Annotated in this window: 12 protein-coding genes; 6 read left to right on the forward strand and 6 right to left on the reverse strand. The window is 64.3% G+C overall.

The features are described 5' to 3' along the window. The first annotated feature begins 85 nt into the window (after nucleotides 1–85). Nucleotides 86–1,543 (forward strand): NAD-dependent succinate-semialdehyde dehydrogenase, encoded by a 1,458-nt coding sequence (locus LB568_RS25050; RefSeq protein WP_013895029.1) that lies wholly within the window; start codon nucleotides 86–88, stop codon nucleotides 1,541–1,543. A gap of 93 nt (nucleotides 1,544–1,636) precedes the next feature. Continuing rightward, complete coding sequence (locus tag LB568_RS25055; RefSeq protein ID WP_013895030.1) at nucleotides 1,637–2,659, forward strand: aldose epimerase family protein; 1,023 nt, start codon at nucleotides 1,637–1,639, stop codon at nucleotides 2,657–2,659. A gap of 74 nt (nucleotides 2,660–2,733) precedes the next feature. Here LB568_RS25055 and LB568_RS25060 read toward each other — a convergent pair whose 3' ends face one another. Together LB568_RS25060 and LB568_RS25065 are read right to left on the reverse strand one after the other, a co-directional pair. Further along, on the reverse strand, nucleotides 2,734–3,255 hold the full coding sequence (locus LB568_RS25060) for a hypothetical protein (RefSeq protein WP_224731534.1): 522 nt from the start codon (nucleotides 3,253–3,255) through the stop codon (nucleotides 2,734–2,736). A gap of 139 nt (nucleotides 3,256–3,394) precedes the next feature. Further along, nucleotides 3,395–4,321 carry a sugar kinase gene (locus LB568_RS25065; RefSeq protein WP_013895032.1) on the reverse strand — a complete coding sequence of 309 codons (927 nt, stop codon included), beginning with the start codon at nucleotides 4,319–4,321 and terminating at the stop codon, nucleotides 3,395–3,397. Between the two features lie 149 nt (nucleotides 4,322–4,470). Here LB568_RS25065 and LB568_RS25070 point away from each other — a divergent pair, with 149 nt between their 5' ends. Together LB568_RS25070 and LB568_RS25075 are read left to right on the forward strand one after the other, a co-directional pair. After that, nucleotides 4,471–4,920 carry a FixH family protein gene (locus tag LB568_RS25070; protein WP_140573887.1) on the forward strand — a complete coding sequence of 150 codons (450 nt, stop codon included), beginning with the start codon at nucleotides 4,471–4,473 and terminating at the stop codon, nucleotides 4,918–4,920. 7 nt (nucleotides 4,921–4,927) lie between these two features. Then, complete coding sequence (locus LB568_RS25075; RefSeq protein WP_013895034.1) at nucleotides 4,928–6,127, forward strand: cytochrome-c peroxidase; 1,200 nt, start codon at nucleotides 4,928–4,930, stop codon at nucleotides 6,125–6,127. Between the two features lie 68 nt (nucleotides 6,128–6,195). On the opposite strand, the gene LB568_RS25080 is transcribed toward LB568_RS25075, so the two are convergent. After that, nucleotides 6,196–6,648: an Lrp/AsnC family transcriptional regulator gene (locus LB568_RS25080; protein ID WP_224689445.1), complete on the reverse strand. Its 453-nt coding sequence runs from the start codon at nucleotides 6,646–6,648 to the stop codon at nucleotides 6,196–6,198. Nucleotides 6,649–6,811: 163 nt separating this feature from the next. Here LB568_RS25080 and putA point away from each other — a divergent pair, with 163 nt between their 5' ends. Beyond that, nucleotides 6,812–10,420, forward strand: a complete 3,609-nt coding sequence (gene putA / locus LB568_RS25085) for a bifunctional proline dehydrogenase/L-glutamate gamma-semialdehyde dehydrogenase PutA (RefSeq protein WP_224731535.1) — start codon at nucleotides 6,812–6,814, stop codon at nucleotides 10,418–10,420. A gap of 109 nt (nucleotides 10,421–10,529) precedes the next feature. Next, nucleotides 10,530–11,582 carry a glycosyltransferase gene (locus tag LB568_RS25090; RefSeq protein ID WP_224731536.1) on the forward strand — a complete coding sequence of 351 codons (1,053 nt, stop codon included), beginning with the start codon at nucleotides 10,530–10,532 and terminating at the stop codon, nucleotides 11,580–11,582. A 125-nt stretch (nucleotides 11,583–11,707) separates the two neighbouring features. Here the strand turns inward: LB568_RS25090 and LB568_RS25095 are convergent, their stop codons facing one another. The 3 genes from LB568_RS25095 to LB568_RS25105 all read right to left on the reverse strand — a co-directional run bounded on the left by LB568_RS25095 (nucleotide 11,708) and on the right by LB568_RS25105 (nucleotide 13,687). Then, nucleotides 11,708–12,022, reverse strand: coding sequence for an antibiotic biosynthesis monooxygenase family protein (locus tag LB568_RS25095; RefSeq protein WP_013895038.1), 315 nt, complete (start codon nucleotides 12,020–12,022; stop codon nucleotides 11,708–11,710). A gap of 59 nt (nucleotides 12,023–12,081) precedes the next feature. Then, entirely contained in the window at nucleotides 12,082–13,104 is a 1,023-nt protein-coding gene (locus tag LB568_RS25100; RefSeq protein ID WP_013895039.1) for an energy transducer TonB, read from the reverse strand. Between the two features lie 139 nt (nucleotides 13,105–13,243). Further along, nucleotides 13,244–13,687 carry a hypothetical protein gene (locus LB568_RS25105; protein ID WP_013895040.1) on the reverse strand — a complete coding sequence of 148 codons (444 nt, stop codon included), beginning with the start codon at nucleotides 13,685–13,687 and terminating at the stop codon, nucleotides 13,244–13,246. Nucleotides 13,688–13,692 lie beyond the last annotated feature (5 nt).

Genomic DNA, 13,692 nt, shown 5'->3' on the forward strand with positions numbered 1-13,692 from the left:
GCGTGCCGGCTTTTCCAGAGGCGTGGCGCCCGCTCACCGAAGAATTAACAGGCGGCCCGTCAGTGCGCCGAACGGAGGATAGACCATGCTTCAGAAAACCAGCCATTTCATGCGGCAGGCCAATCTCATCAACGGCGACTGGGTGCAGGCCGACAGCGGCCAGACGGTCGACGTCAACAACCCGGCCACCGGCCTGAAGATCGGCACCGTGCCGAAGTCGGGCAAGGCCGAGACCCGCCGCGCCATCGAAGCCGCCAGCGAAGCTTTCAGGAGCTGGCGCAAGACCACCGCGCTCGAGCGCTCGAAGCTGCTGCGCAAGCTGCATGACGCGATGATGGACAACCAGGATGTGCTGGCCGAATTGCTCACCATCGAGCAGGGCAAGTCGCTGTTCGAATCGAAGGGCGAGATCGGTTCGGCTGCGGCCTACATACTGTGGTTCGCCGAGGAAGGCCGCCGCACCTATGGCGACGTCGTGCCGTCGCCGTGGGCGGACCGCCGCATCCTGGTGACCAAGGAACCGGTCGGCGTCATTGCCGCCATCACGCCGTGGAATTTCCCGTCCTCGATGCTGGCCCGCAAGCTTGGCCCGGCCCTTGCCGCCGGCTGCACCGCGGTCGTCAAGCCGGCCTCGCAGACGCCGTATTCGGGTCTGGCCTGGGGTGCGCTGGCCGAGGAAGTCGGCTTCCCCAAGGGCGTCGTCAACATCCTGACCGGTTCGGCCAGCGAGATCGGCGACGAGATCTGCGCCAACCCGCTGGTATCGAAGATCACCTTCACCGGCTCGACCGAGGTCGGCAAGCTTCTCATCCAGAAGTCGTCGGTGACCGTCAAGAAGGTGTCGATGGAACTGGGCGGCAACGCGCCGTTCATCGTCTTCGATGATGCCGACATCGAGCGTGCGGTCGCCGGCGCGATCACCGCCAAGTACCGCAACTCCGGCCAGACCTGCGTCTGCACCAACCGCTTCCTGGTTCAGGCCGGCGTCTACGACAAGTTCGTCGAGAAGCTCGCCGCCGCCAGCAACGGGCTGAAGGTCGGTTCCGGCCTCGAAGAGGGTGTGCAGCAGGGCCCGCTGATCGACGAGAAGGCGGTCGAGAAGGTCGAGGAACTGATCGCCGACGCCACATCGAAGGGCGGCAAGGTCGTTGCCGGCGGCAAGCGCCATGCGCTGGGCGGCTCGTTCTTCCAGCCGACCGTCATCGCCAACGCCACGCCCAAGATGCGCTTCATGAAGGAAGAGATCTTCGGGCCGGTAGCACCCGTGTTCAAGTTCGAGACCGAGGAAGAGGCTGTCGCGCTCGCCAATGACACCGAATTCGGCCTTGCCTGCTACTTCTACACCGGCGATCTCGGCCGTGCCTTCCGGGTCATGGAAGGACTGAAATACGGCATGGTCGGCGTCAATGAGGGCCTGATCACCACGCCGGAAGCGCCGTTCGGCGGCGTCAAGGAATCGGGTCTCGGCAAGGAAGGCGGGCATCAGGGCATCGAGGATTACCTCGATACCAAATATGTCTGCATCGGCGGCCTCGGCCTCTGATAGACTGCTCTGAGACGGGCAGGTCGGTGACCTGCCCACCTGGGCTTAAGAAAACCAGCCGAAGCCCTCTGGATCAATTTGGCATTTGCGGGCATGGCGATGAAAGACGGCGAGGTTTTCGGTACGACGCAGGCGGGCGAGCCGGTGCGCCGCTTCACGATCAGGGGCGGCGGTCTCACCGCCAACATCATCGGACTCGGTGCCGTCATCCAGGATTTGCGGCTGACCGGGCATGATGCACCGCTGGTGCTTGGCTACAACACCCTGGAAGCCTATGAGGCCGACAACGCCTTTTTCGGCGCGGTTGTCGGCCGCTACGCCAACCGCATCCGCGATGGCCGCTTCACCATCGGCGGCAACCGCTACCAGACCGAGCAGAATTTCCTCGACAAGCACACGCTGCATGGCGGCTCGCAAGGTTATGCGCGCCGCTCGTGGGCGGTTTCGCTGCATGGCAGGGATTTCGTCACGCTGACGCTGCATGATCCCGACGGCGCGATGGGCTTTCCCGGCGCGCTCGATGTTACCTGCACCTACCGGCTGAAGATCCCCGGCACGCTCAGCGTCGAACTGACGGCGACCTGCGAGGAGCCGACATTGTGCAATCTCACCCAGCATTCCTACTTCAACCTAGATGATGGCGGTGCCGGCGACGTTCTCGACCACAGGATGATGCTGAATGCCGGCGCCTATCTGCCTGTCGACAGCGACATGATCCCAACCGGCGTGGTCAAGCCGGTCGACGGCACGCCCTTCGACTTCCACCAGGCACGACCGCTGCGCATGGAGACCGAGGGCGAACAGCTGCCTTATGACCAGAATTTCTGCCTCGGCGCGACGCGCGGGCCGCTGCGGCAAGCATCATGGACGCAAGGGGCGAGTTCCGGCGTCGAAATGGAAGTCTGGACCACGGAACCAGGCGTCCAGCTTTATACCGGCCAGTATGTGACGCCGCGCACGGGCCTGGAAGGGCGCGGCTACAAGGCCTTTTCCGGATTCTGCCTTGAGCCGCAGATATGGCCGGATGCGCCGAACCGGCCGTATTTCCCGCAAGCGACGCTGTGGCCGGGCGCGATCTACCATCATGTGACGGAATACCGGTTCAGACTGCCTTAATCGGGCCAATCTTCCGGAATTCGCAGCCACACAGGCCTAAAGCAGGATGAATTGAAGTCGAATTGGTCACCCTGCTAGACCTGCATGATCGCGAACAGCCACGCCAAGATGTCCAGCAACAACAGAAACAGGGCAAGCTGCAGCGTGACGCGCAGGCGTTGGATGATCCGCCAATTGCTGGCCATGTCGGCTTTGATTCGAAGTGCGAGCGCCCGGTACATGCCGTCAATGGTCTCGGGCGGATCCCGGTCGACGAACTCCTGCAGCAATTGCTCCGGGTCGAAGCGGAACGTGTAATTGTAGTATGGCCACACCATGATCACCGTCAGCAGACCGATAAGAAAAAGCAATGCCAGCGCCAGCCAGTCCCAGAGCCCCAGTCCGTTCGCCAGTGCCCTGCCGCCAAGAAGCGAATTCACGAACGCGGTCGCGAAGATCAGATTTCCCGCTCGAGCGTTGAGACTTTCCACCACACCCTGCTGGTGTTCGAGGCCACGAACAGCCTCCGCATAGATAAATGCCAGGCGAGGATCGCTGCTACGTGTCTCGGCGGGCTGGGAATTGCGCTCTTCCGCTGGTGAACGCTGCTCGACCATCATTGCCGTCCTGCGCCAATCGGATCATCCATGGCCCAATGATCATCCATAGCATTGGACGCGAGCCCGGGAGAAGATGCGGGCCAAGTCGCTCGCGGTGTGCGGCGATACGATAGCATTCCTACGACGACAGCAGGTCTCAACCTGGCATTTCGAATGCCGCCCTCAACGTTTCGAACGGCGCCAACGCGCCGCGCACCTGCACCACGGCGGCGGCGACGCGGTGGCCGCGGCGCGCGGCTTCCACCGGCTCATGGCCGGCAAGGCGCGCCGCAAGATAGCCACCGTTGAAGGAATCGCCGGCTCCGGTCGTGTCGACAGGGGCCGCGACATGAATCGCCGGCACGTCGTGGATTGTCCCTTTAGTGGCAACCAGCGCCGGCGCTTCGCCGTTCTTGACGACTACTTCGCCGACCCATTGTCCAAGCCGCTCGGCTGTCACTCGCGGGGTTTCGTCGCCGAACAGCATCTGCTCGTCGGGGAAGGTCGGCAGTGCGATGTCGGTGGCGGCAAGGGCTTCGACGATCGCTGCCTGGGCGTCCTCGCGGCGGCGCCAGAGCCGTGGCCGATAGTTGGGGTCGAAGGCGATCAGCGAGCCTGCCGCCCGCGCCTTGGCGATGGCCGCCAGCAGTGTGGCGCGCGCGGCATCGTCCAGAATTGCCAAAGTGATTCCGGAAAAGTACACAAGAGACTGATTTTCAAGGTTTTTTGAAAGCGCTTTGGGGTCCGAAGCAAGCTGCCGGGCCGCGGCGTCGCTGCGCCAATAGGTGAAGGAGCGCTCGGCGCCGGTCAGCGTGATCGCGTAGAGGCCGGGCCGTGCACCGGGTATGACCGGGCTGGAGCCGATGCCGATGCCATTTTCGGCGAAGAAGCCGATCTGGCCTTGCGAGAAGGGATCGTCGCCGAAGGCCGAGACATAGGTTGCCCGCCGGTCGCCGCTCAGCGCATGCAGCGCCCAAAGCGTGTTGAACGTGTCGCCGGCAAAACCCATGCGCCAGTTCGGACCCGTCTGACCCGACAGTTCGAGCATGCATTCGCCGATCGAGGCGACACCGTTTCCAGCCATCCAGAATCCTCCAGTGATTTCGGTGCTGTAGCTTTTTGCCACCGGCAGCGCCATGCTTGGCAAGCAGGCTTTTTTGCGCCACAGCGTTTTCCCACAGCCGACGGGATGCGATCCGCCCGGCAAACGTTGTCTGCAGAAGAGGAACCGGTTTGGCATCGTTATGGCGTTATCTCTTAGCGGGTCTTGGTCTGGCTGCCTTGCTGGTCAGCATCCTGGCGGTCGTCTACCTGACCGCGCCGCACTCGGCGCGGCCCGCCGGCCCGGATGTGTCGCGCACAAGGAACAGCGACAACGGGCTGTTCACGGCGAGTTTTTCGCCGGAGCGGGGCGTCGTGCGGCAGGGCGAGCTGGAATCTTGGCTGCTGACCCTGAAGACCAAGGCCGGCGCGCCGGTGGAAGGGGCCGCGATCGCGATCTCCGGAGGCATGCCGCTGCACAATCACGGCCTGCCGACCAGCCCGCAAGCGACCGACTATCTCGGCGACGGGCGCTACCGGATCGAAGGGGTCAAGTTCACCATGAGCGGCTGGTGGCAGTTGCATTTCGCCATATCGGCCACCGCCGGTTCAGACACGGTGCTGTTCAACGTGGTGCTGTGAGCGATCGATGAGGCGCCTTTCTTATTTTCTGGCGCTGATGGTGGCCGTTGTCCTCGCGGGCTGCGGCAAGCCAGATTTTTCCGACGCTGAGAAGAAGAAGATCGCTTCGCTGGCGCTGAACACATTGCCGCCACTGAAGCCCGACACGACGAACCGGTTTGCCGATGTGCCGGCGGCAGCCGCGCTCGGCTCGACGCTGTTCTTCGATCTCGGCATGAGCCGCGACGGCACGGTCTCATGCTCGACCTGCCACAAGATCGACGGCCAGTTCCAGGACGACCTGCCACAAGCCGTCGGTGTCGGCCGCACCAACCGGCGCACCATGCCACTGGCCGGCGTGGCGCGCGATCCCTGGTTCTTCTGGGACGGCCGCCGCGACAGCCTTTGGGCGCAAGCGCTGACGCCGCTCGAAAACCCGCTGGAGCAAGCGGGAAACCGCGCCGCCTACGCCCATTACATCAAGGCGCGCTTCGGCGAGCGCTATGAGCGCATCTTCGGGCCTTTGCCCGATTTTTCCGGCATTCCGGCGAATGCCAGTCCGCTTGGCACCGATGCCGAAAAGGCCGCCTGGAGCGCGATGAGCGACACGCAGCGCGACGCGATCAACCGCGTCTTTTCCAATATCGGCAAAGCGATCGCCGCATTCGAGCGGTCGATCGAGCCGGCACAGACGCGCTTCGATCGCTTTGCACTGGACCTTGCCACAGGCGCAGAGCCGAAGGGCGATGCCGTCTTTTCCCGGGAGGAAATCCTCGGGCTAAAACTGTTCATCGGCAAGGCCAATTGCGTGACCTGCCACGACGGCCCGCGCTTCACCGACAACGGTTTTCACAACACCGGCGTGCCGCCCGTGACGGGCCTGCCGCCGGATCGCGGCCGCGTCGACGCGGTGACACAGGTCGAGGCGGATCCGTTCAATTGCTTCGGCGCCTATCGCGACGGCGGTGCCGGCGCCTGCGGCGAGCTGCGCTTCATGGTCAAGGATGCGCCGCAACTGGTTCGCGCCTACAAGACGCCCTCGCTGCGCGGCGCTGCAACGCGGCCGCCCTACATGCATGCCGGGCAATTCTCGTCGCTCGACGAAGTGGTGGCGCACTATGCCAAGGCCGCGCCCAGCGTCGAGGGGACATCCGAGATTCACCCGCTGGAGCTGTCCGACCGTGAACGCGCGGCGCTGGTGGCGTTTTTGAAGACGCTGTCGGAATAAAGCTGGCCGACGAAAGATGATTGCGCCCGTGGATGAAAGGTGGAGGCGCTTCGGCCAATCTCGAAACTCTACCTATCCTTCACCGTTTCCATCGCCACGAAGGTCGAGGTCTGGGCGACATGGGGCAGAGCGGAGATGCGCTCTCCGAGAACGCGGCGATAGGCGGCGATATCCTTCGTGCGGACCTTCAGCAGATAGTCGAAGCTCGATGCCATCATGTGGCACTGCTCGATCTCGGCTACGCCCTGCACCGACCGGTTGAAGGCGTCGAGCGCGGCGGAGCGGGTGTCGGACAGTTTCACCTGGACGAAGGCGACATGGCCCTCACCCATGCGCTCGCGGTCGATGATTGCCTGATAGCCCCTGATATAGCCGTCCTTCTCTAGCCGCTTCACCCGTGCCTGCACCGGCGTTTTGGACAGACCGACCTTTGCCGCCAGTTCGGACATGGAGAGCCGGCCATTGCTCGCCAGTGCCGACAGGATGTTCCTGTCGATCCGGTCCAATTGGTCTTCTGTCATCGAAAGGGCAGTCTGTTTGTTAGATCTTGACCGCAATGATAGATCAAATGATCTGCCATGTCGATTTCTTTGGACCGGCTGAAATTTCGCGCCTGTGCTAGCTTGCGCCATTCGGTCCGGTGACCGCCGGCCCGCTCCCCGATGCTCGCTCCGCAGGACCGCCATGCCGCTCGACACCATCCGCCAGCAGATCCGCGCCAACTACCTGCCCGACGAAGACGAGGCCGTGAAGCGGCTGGCGGAGACGACAGGGCTTTCCGCGAAAGACCGCAAGGCGATTTCGGCACGTGCCGCGGATCTGGTCAGGGCGGTGCGCGGTTCGTCCGATCCCCGGTTGATGGAAGTTTTCCTGTCCGCCTATGGCCTCTCCACCAAGGAAGGCGTGGCGCTGATGTGCCTAGCCGAGGCGCTGCTGCGCGTGCCGGACACCGAGACGATGGATGATCTCATCGCCGACAAGATCGCGCCGCACGACTGGTCGTCGCATTCGGGCGGTTCGAGCTCGATCTTCGTCAACGCCTCGACCTGGGCGCTGATGCTGACCGGCCGCGTCCTCGACGAGGGCGAGGGCGGCATCGAAGGCACGCTGCGATCGATGGTGCGGCGGCTGGGCGAGCCGGTCATCCGCAAGGCGGTGGCGGCCGCAATGCGCGAAATGGGCGAACAGTTCGTGCTCGGCCGCACTATCACCGAGGCGGTCAAGCGCGGCCGGCCGATGACGCAGAAGGGCTATCTCTATTCCTTCGACATGCTGGGCGAGGCGGCTCGCACCGAGGCCGACGCGCTGCGCTATCACAAGGCCTATGCCGACGCCATTTCCTCGCTCGACAGCGGTTCGAACGGCCCCGACATCCGCCAGAACCATGGCATCTCGGTCAAGCTGTCGGCGCTGCATCCGCGCTACGAGGTGGCGCAGAAGGAAGAGATGCTGCCGGTGATGGCCGAGCGGCTGCTGTCGCTGGCGCTGGCCGCACGGCATTCTCGCATGGGCCTCAACATCGATGCCGAGGAAGCCGACCGGCTCGACCTGTCGCTCGACGTCATCGAGCGGGTGCTGGCCGAGCCGGAGCTCGCCGGCTGGAACGGCTTTGGCGTCGTCGTCCAGGCCTATGGGCCGCGTGCGGCCTTTGCCATCGACTGGCTCTACGCGCTGGCCAAGAAATACGACCGCAACATCATGGTGCGGCTGGTCAAGGGCGCTTATTGGGACACCGAGATCAAGCGGGCGCAGACGCTCGGACTATCGGGCTATCCCGTCTTCACCCGCAAGGCCAACACCGACGTCTCCTACATCGCCTGCGCAAAAAAGCTGCTGGGCATGACGGACCGGATCTACCCGCAATTCGCCACCCACAATGCCCACACCGTCGCCGCCATCCTGTCGATGGCCGACAACCGCGACGCCTTCGAGTTCCAGCGCCTGCACGGCATGGGCGAGGCGCTGCACGAGACGGTGCGCCGGTCCGAACGCACGCGCTGCCGCATCTATGCGCCGGTCGGCGCGCATTCGGATTTGCTTGCCTATCTGGTTCGCCGACTGCTGGAGAACGGCGCCAATTCCTCCTTCGTGCACCAACTGACCGACGAGGACGTCGAGCCGGAGGACATCGCGCGCGATCCGCTGGAAACCGTCGAGAGCCAGGGCCCTGCCGCCAATCCGGCGATTGTCCGGCCGTCCCAGATTTTTGGGACCGGCCGCCGCAACTCCAGGGGATTCGACATCACCGACACCGTGACGCTGGCGGCGATCGACAAGGCCAGGGCGGCCTTTGCCGGTTCCGACCGTTGGCATGCCAAGCCGATCACGCGCGCCGCCGGCTACGGCAAGCAGCGCCCGATCGTCAATCCGGCGAAGCCTGACGAGGTGGTCGGTACGGTTCACGAGGCCGCCGCCAAGCAAGTCGCGACCGCCGTGCGCATCGCGGTCGAGGCGCAGCCGGCCTGGGCCAAGCGGCCCGTGGCCGAGCGTGCCGCCATCCTCAACCGCGCCGCCGATCTCTATGAGGCGAATGCCGTCGAGTTTTTCGCGCTCGCCACCCGCGAGGCCGGCAAGTCGCTGGCCGACGGTGTGGCGGAAGTGCGCGAGGCCGTGGACTTCCTGCGCTACTGCGCTGCCGAGGCAGCCATTGCCGAGCCGGGCACGCAGGCGCGTGGCGCCATTGTCTGCATTTCGCCGTGGAATTTCCCGCTCGCCATCTTCACCGGCCAGATCGCGGCAGCGCTGGTCACCGGCAATTCGGTGATCGCCAAGCCGGCCGAGCAGACGCCGCTGATCGCCTTCCGCGCCGTCGAACTGCTGCGCGAAGCCGGCGTGCCGGAAGATGTGATCCAGTTGCTGCCCGGCGACGGCCCATCGGTCGGCGGGCCGCTGACTGCTGATCCACGCATCGCCGGTGTCTGCTTCACCGGTTCGACCGAGGTCGCCAAGCTGATCGAGAAACAGTTGGCCGAGACCGCCGCGCCCGACGCCATGCTGATCGCAGAGACCGGCGGCCTCAACGCCATGATCGTCGATTCCACCGCGCTGCCCGAGCAGGCGGTGCGCGACATCCTGGCCTCGGCCTTCCAGAGTGCCGGCCAGCGCTGCTCGGCGCTGCGCGTGCTCTATGTGCAGAAGGACGTCGAGAAGAAGATGCTGGAGATGCTGAAGGGCGCCATGGAAGCGCTCAGCATCGGCGACCCCTGGCGGATCTCGACCGATGTCGGCCCGGTCATCGACGACGAGGCGCAGGCTTCGATCCACGACTATTGCACCACGATGGGCCTGCAGGGCCGCCTGATCGCCAAGCTCGAGGCGCCGAAAGACGGGCGCTTCGTCGCGCCGCATGTTTTCCGGGTCAAGGGCATCGAGGAGATGGAGCGCGAGGTGTTCGGCCCGGTGCTGCATGTCGCCAGCTTCGACGCCGACGAGATCGACGCGGTGATCGCCGCCATCAACCGCAAGGGCTATGGCCTGACCTTCGGCCTGCACACCCGCATAGAAGGCCGTGTCCAACATTTCGTCGACGGCATCCATGCCGGCAACATCTACGTCAACCGCAACCAGATCGGCGCCGTCGTCGGCTCGCAGCCGTTTGGCGGCGAGGGGCTGTCGGGCACCGGGCCAAAGGCCGGCGGACCGCACTATCTCCGGCGCTTCCGCAAGGGGCCGGAAGCCGGCACCGAAGTTGGCGAGGGCCACAAGGTGACGGCGACCGAACTGGCCGACAACCTTCCCGATCCGACACTCGGCGGCTGGTCGACGCGGCCTGATCGCATCGCCATCCTGAGGAAGCATCTGCGCGGCAAGGGCGCGGCCGCCATTGGAGCCGCTGCCGGTATCGACTTCGGCCAGGTCGACCTTCCCGGGCCGACCGGCGAGGCCAACACGCTATCGTTGTCGCCGCGCGGACGCGTGCTGTGCCTCGGTCCCGACGCCGATACGCTGCTTGCCCAGACGATCCAGGCGCTTGCCGCCGGCAATGCGGTCCTGGCCGTGGCGCCGGGCGCACCGGCCGCACTCTCGGCTTTGACCGGCAAGGGATTGCCGCTGGCCGCGATCGACGGCCGGCCCGATCCAGTCGAGGCGCGCTCGCTGCGCGTCGATGTCGTCGCTTTTTCGGGCACGGCTGAAGCCGCGCGCATCGTGCGCAAGGTCATTGCCGACAGGGCTGGTCCGATCGTGCCGCTGGTCAGCGAGGTGCTCAATCCGGCGGCCTATGCGCATGAGCGGGCCGTCTGCGTCGACACGACGGCCGCGGGGGGCAATGCGAGCCTGCTCGCCGCGGCTTAGGAGGAAGGCTTTTCCCTTGCCATCGGCTTCGGGTCCCTTGTCATCGGCTTCGGGCCGGTGCAAAGGGCAAGAGCCCGAAAACCTGGGCGTCTATCGGGGCAAGCCACGCATGCCAAGCACGACCGTGCTATTCGAGCTTCCTCGAGTAGGCGTTATCATCACTTGTCACAATTATCGCGCCTATGTCGGGGACGCGATCCGCTCGGTCTTGGCGCAGACCTATCAGAAATGGGATTGCATCATCGTTGACGATGCCTCGACGGATGGTTCGACCGAACATGTGCGCCAGCTTCTCGAAACGATTGGCGACCCACGCCTGCGTCTACTGGTGCGGCCGCAAAATGGCGGCCAGATTGCAACGTTCCGCGACGGTTTTGCCGCCGGCGATCAGCCATTCGTGGCGTTCCTCGATGCCGACGATGTCTGGCTGCCGAATTTTCTCGCCGCGCATCTGTCGGCCCACCTGAACACGATACACCCGGTGTCGCTGTCCAGTTCCGACGTCCTTCTGGTCGATCGCGACCGCGTCGTCCTTGGCGGCACCTACGTTATGATGCGCAAGCCACGTTCGGAGATGGACCCACGCGGTGTCGCCGTGCCGCCGACCAGTAGGCTCGGCGAAATAGCCGCAGGCATCGACTATTCCACGGAACACGCGATCACCTACTTCGGACCCCGAACCTATGGCTGGCTATGGGCGCCGACATCCTCGATGGTTTTCCGACGCGGAGCGCTGGAACCGGTTCTGGCCTTCCCGTTCCAGTCCCGGATGAGCACCGACTATCTTACGGCGACCTGCGCGCATTTGGCGGCCGGCAGCTTGCTCCTGTCGGAATGTCTGGGCCTCTACCGGCTGCACGGGGCCAATGCCTCCACCAACGGTGCCTACGCGGGTGGACATGTCCAGCAGACGCCGGCGCACAACGCCAGCCACATCAAGCTGGGCGCCGAAGTCCTGGACTATGTCCTGGCCGATGCCGAACGCCTCGACTCGATAAACGGCAAGGGTTTCGTATCAGAAGTGCTTGCACATCATTTAAGGCGATTTGGCAGGCTATTTGACGATCCACGCATCGTGCCCTTTCTCAGCCCAAAAAACCGTTGGCGATGGTGGCGCAAGAATGCCGTCCGGCATCTGCGGCGCTTGTTTGGCCAAGCCTGAAGTTGCTGCCGTGGTCGCCAGACCTACGCCTCTTCCGGCGCGCAGCCGAAAATGCAGCGACGGCACTTCGCCGCCCTGATGTAAGCAGGACGAGACTTCAGGCGGCTTGCACGACGCTTCCGTCGTCAGGCACCCTCGACGACGGAAAAGCCCTCGAATTGCGGGTGGCCGAGATAGTGGACCTTCGTGGTGCCGACGTTCCTGTGTGCGGCACGGAAATTCTCGGACTTGGTCCAGGCGACGAAATCGTCGTGGCTCGCCCACACCGTGTGCGAGGCGAACAGCGTGTAGCCTTCGGTCTCGTTGACCGGGCCGCGCAGCAGATGGAATTCGCGGAAGCCTTTCATCCCGGCAAGGCTGGAATCGCGGTTCTTCCAGACGGCTTCGAAATCGGCCTCCGAGCCGGCCTGCACCTTGAAGCGGTTCATGGCGATGTACATGGGGTTCCTTTCATGCGGACGTTGATGGTTGGCGCCGCGGCAGTTCGTTCCCGGCGTATTCAAAATGGGCCGATTTCAGCCTCGAACTCCAAACTCGAGCTCGCGGCCTGCGGCGGAATTGGAGGAAAGGGCGCGGCCTTGCGCACGATGCCGAGGGCGGTCTGATCGAAGTTGGGCGATCCTGAACTTTGCAGGATGCGCAGTTCATCGATGCCGCCTCGGCTGCCGATGACGAACGTCACCACCGCGTTGTTGCGTGCGGTCAGTTGCACCGAAGGCGGGACGCTGCGGTTGACACGGCTAAGCTTTCTGATGACGTCACTGCGATAGCTGAATTCCGCATCGCGGCCTGCTTCCTTCTGCTTTTTACCCTTGCTGGCCGCCTGTGCCAGCTCATCCCGGCCATCCGCCGTGCCGCGCTTCTCGTCCGCTGTTGTTGAAGGGGCGGCAGCCGGGGTTGGCCTGGCGCTGGGGATTGGCGGTTGGTCTGGAACGGCGACAGGCATTTCGACGGTTTCGGCCTGGACGCCCGGCTGTACCGGCGTTTCGGTCTTAGCGGTCATATTCTCAGCGGCGACGCTCTGGTTATCAGGGCGCGGCGTTGCCGCCATCAGTATGTCCGGCGTGGCCACAGACTGTTTGGCCGGTTCCGGCGAGGGCTCCGATGCCTGCTTCGCCGCGTCCCGGACAGGCTCGGGAGCATGCGTCACGGTTTCTTGCTCAGGCTGCGAAGGTTTTGTCGGGGGTACCGGCCTAACTGCCCTTGCGGGTTCCGGTTTGGCTGGCGGCGGGCTTGGCACCAGCTTGACGTTCACTGCCGCCGGATCCTTGTCCAGTGCGCTGCCGGCTATCTTGTCTCCGACCCGATCGCTGCCTTCCGGCTGCACCGAATCCCTGGAGTCGAATGATCCCGAGGATGAAATCAGAAAAGCCGCCGCCACGGCGGCATGGAGCAGGCCGGAGATGACGATTGCCGTCGCCCACTTGCCGGTGCCAGCGGTCGGCCCCACCAACGCAAGCGGTTCGATTGGTTTTATAGCCAGCTCGGCGCTGGCGTCGGGGAGCGGGCTGATGTCCTGCATGTCCGCGACGAGACCTGCAGCGACCCGAGCAAAATTGTCAAATCAAGTTCGTTCGCTGACGGCGGCATCTGGTCATAGGCAGCCAGCGGCCAGGCCACGGTGTTTCGCGCGAATGCGGGATGCAGTCCCAACGCCGTTCTCAGACGCCGAAAGCGATGCCGGTCTTGGTGCCTGTCTTCAGCTTGCGCGTGCAGGCATTCGGTTCGACACCGTTGCCGGCGCATTCCGTGGCGCTGTTGATCAGCACGCGGCTGATCTTGGCGCAGTCGGTGCCGGCGAGATCGAAACGCGTCACCTTGGTCTTGCCGGCCGGCAGGTCCTTGAAGTCGAGCACGGTCAGCCGGTCGACGATACCGGCCTCGTTGAACAGCGCGATCTCGAACGCCGCCTTGGAGAGGTCGGCGCCGAGATTGTTGTTGACCAGGAAGGTCAGCCGGCAGCCCTTGTCGGAAGGCTGCGCGGCGTTGAGTTCGAGGGTGAGCGCGGGAACCGGCGCGGGCTCTTCAGCCCACGCCGGAGCCGTCGCAAGCGACATCGCCAGCATCGAGGTCAGCAGACGAAGGGATGTCGTCAAGCCCGTCATGGTCA

The sequence above is a fragment of the Mesorhizobium sp. B263B2A genome, assembly GCF_020165775.1.
Lineage (GTDB): Bacteria > Pseudomonadota > Alphaproteobacteria > Rhizobiales > Rhizobiaceae > Mesorhizobium > Mesorhizobium opportunistum.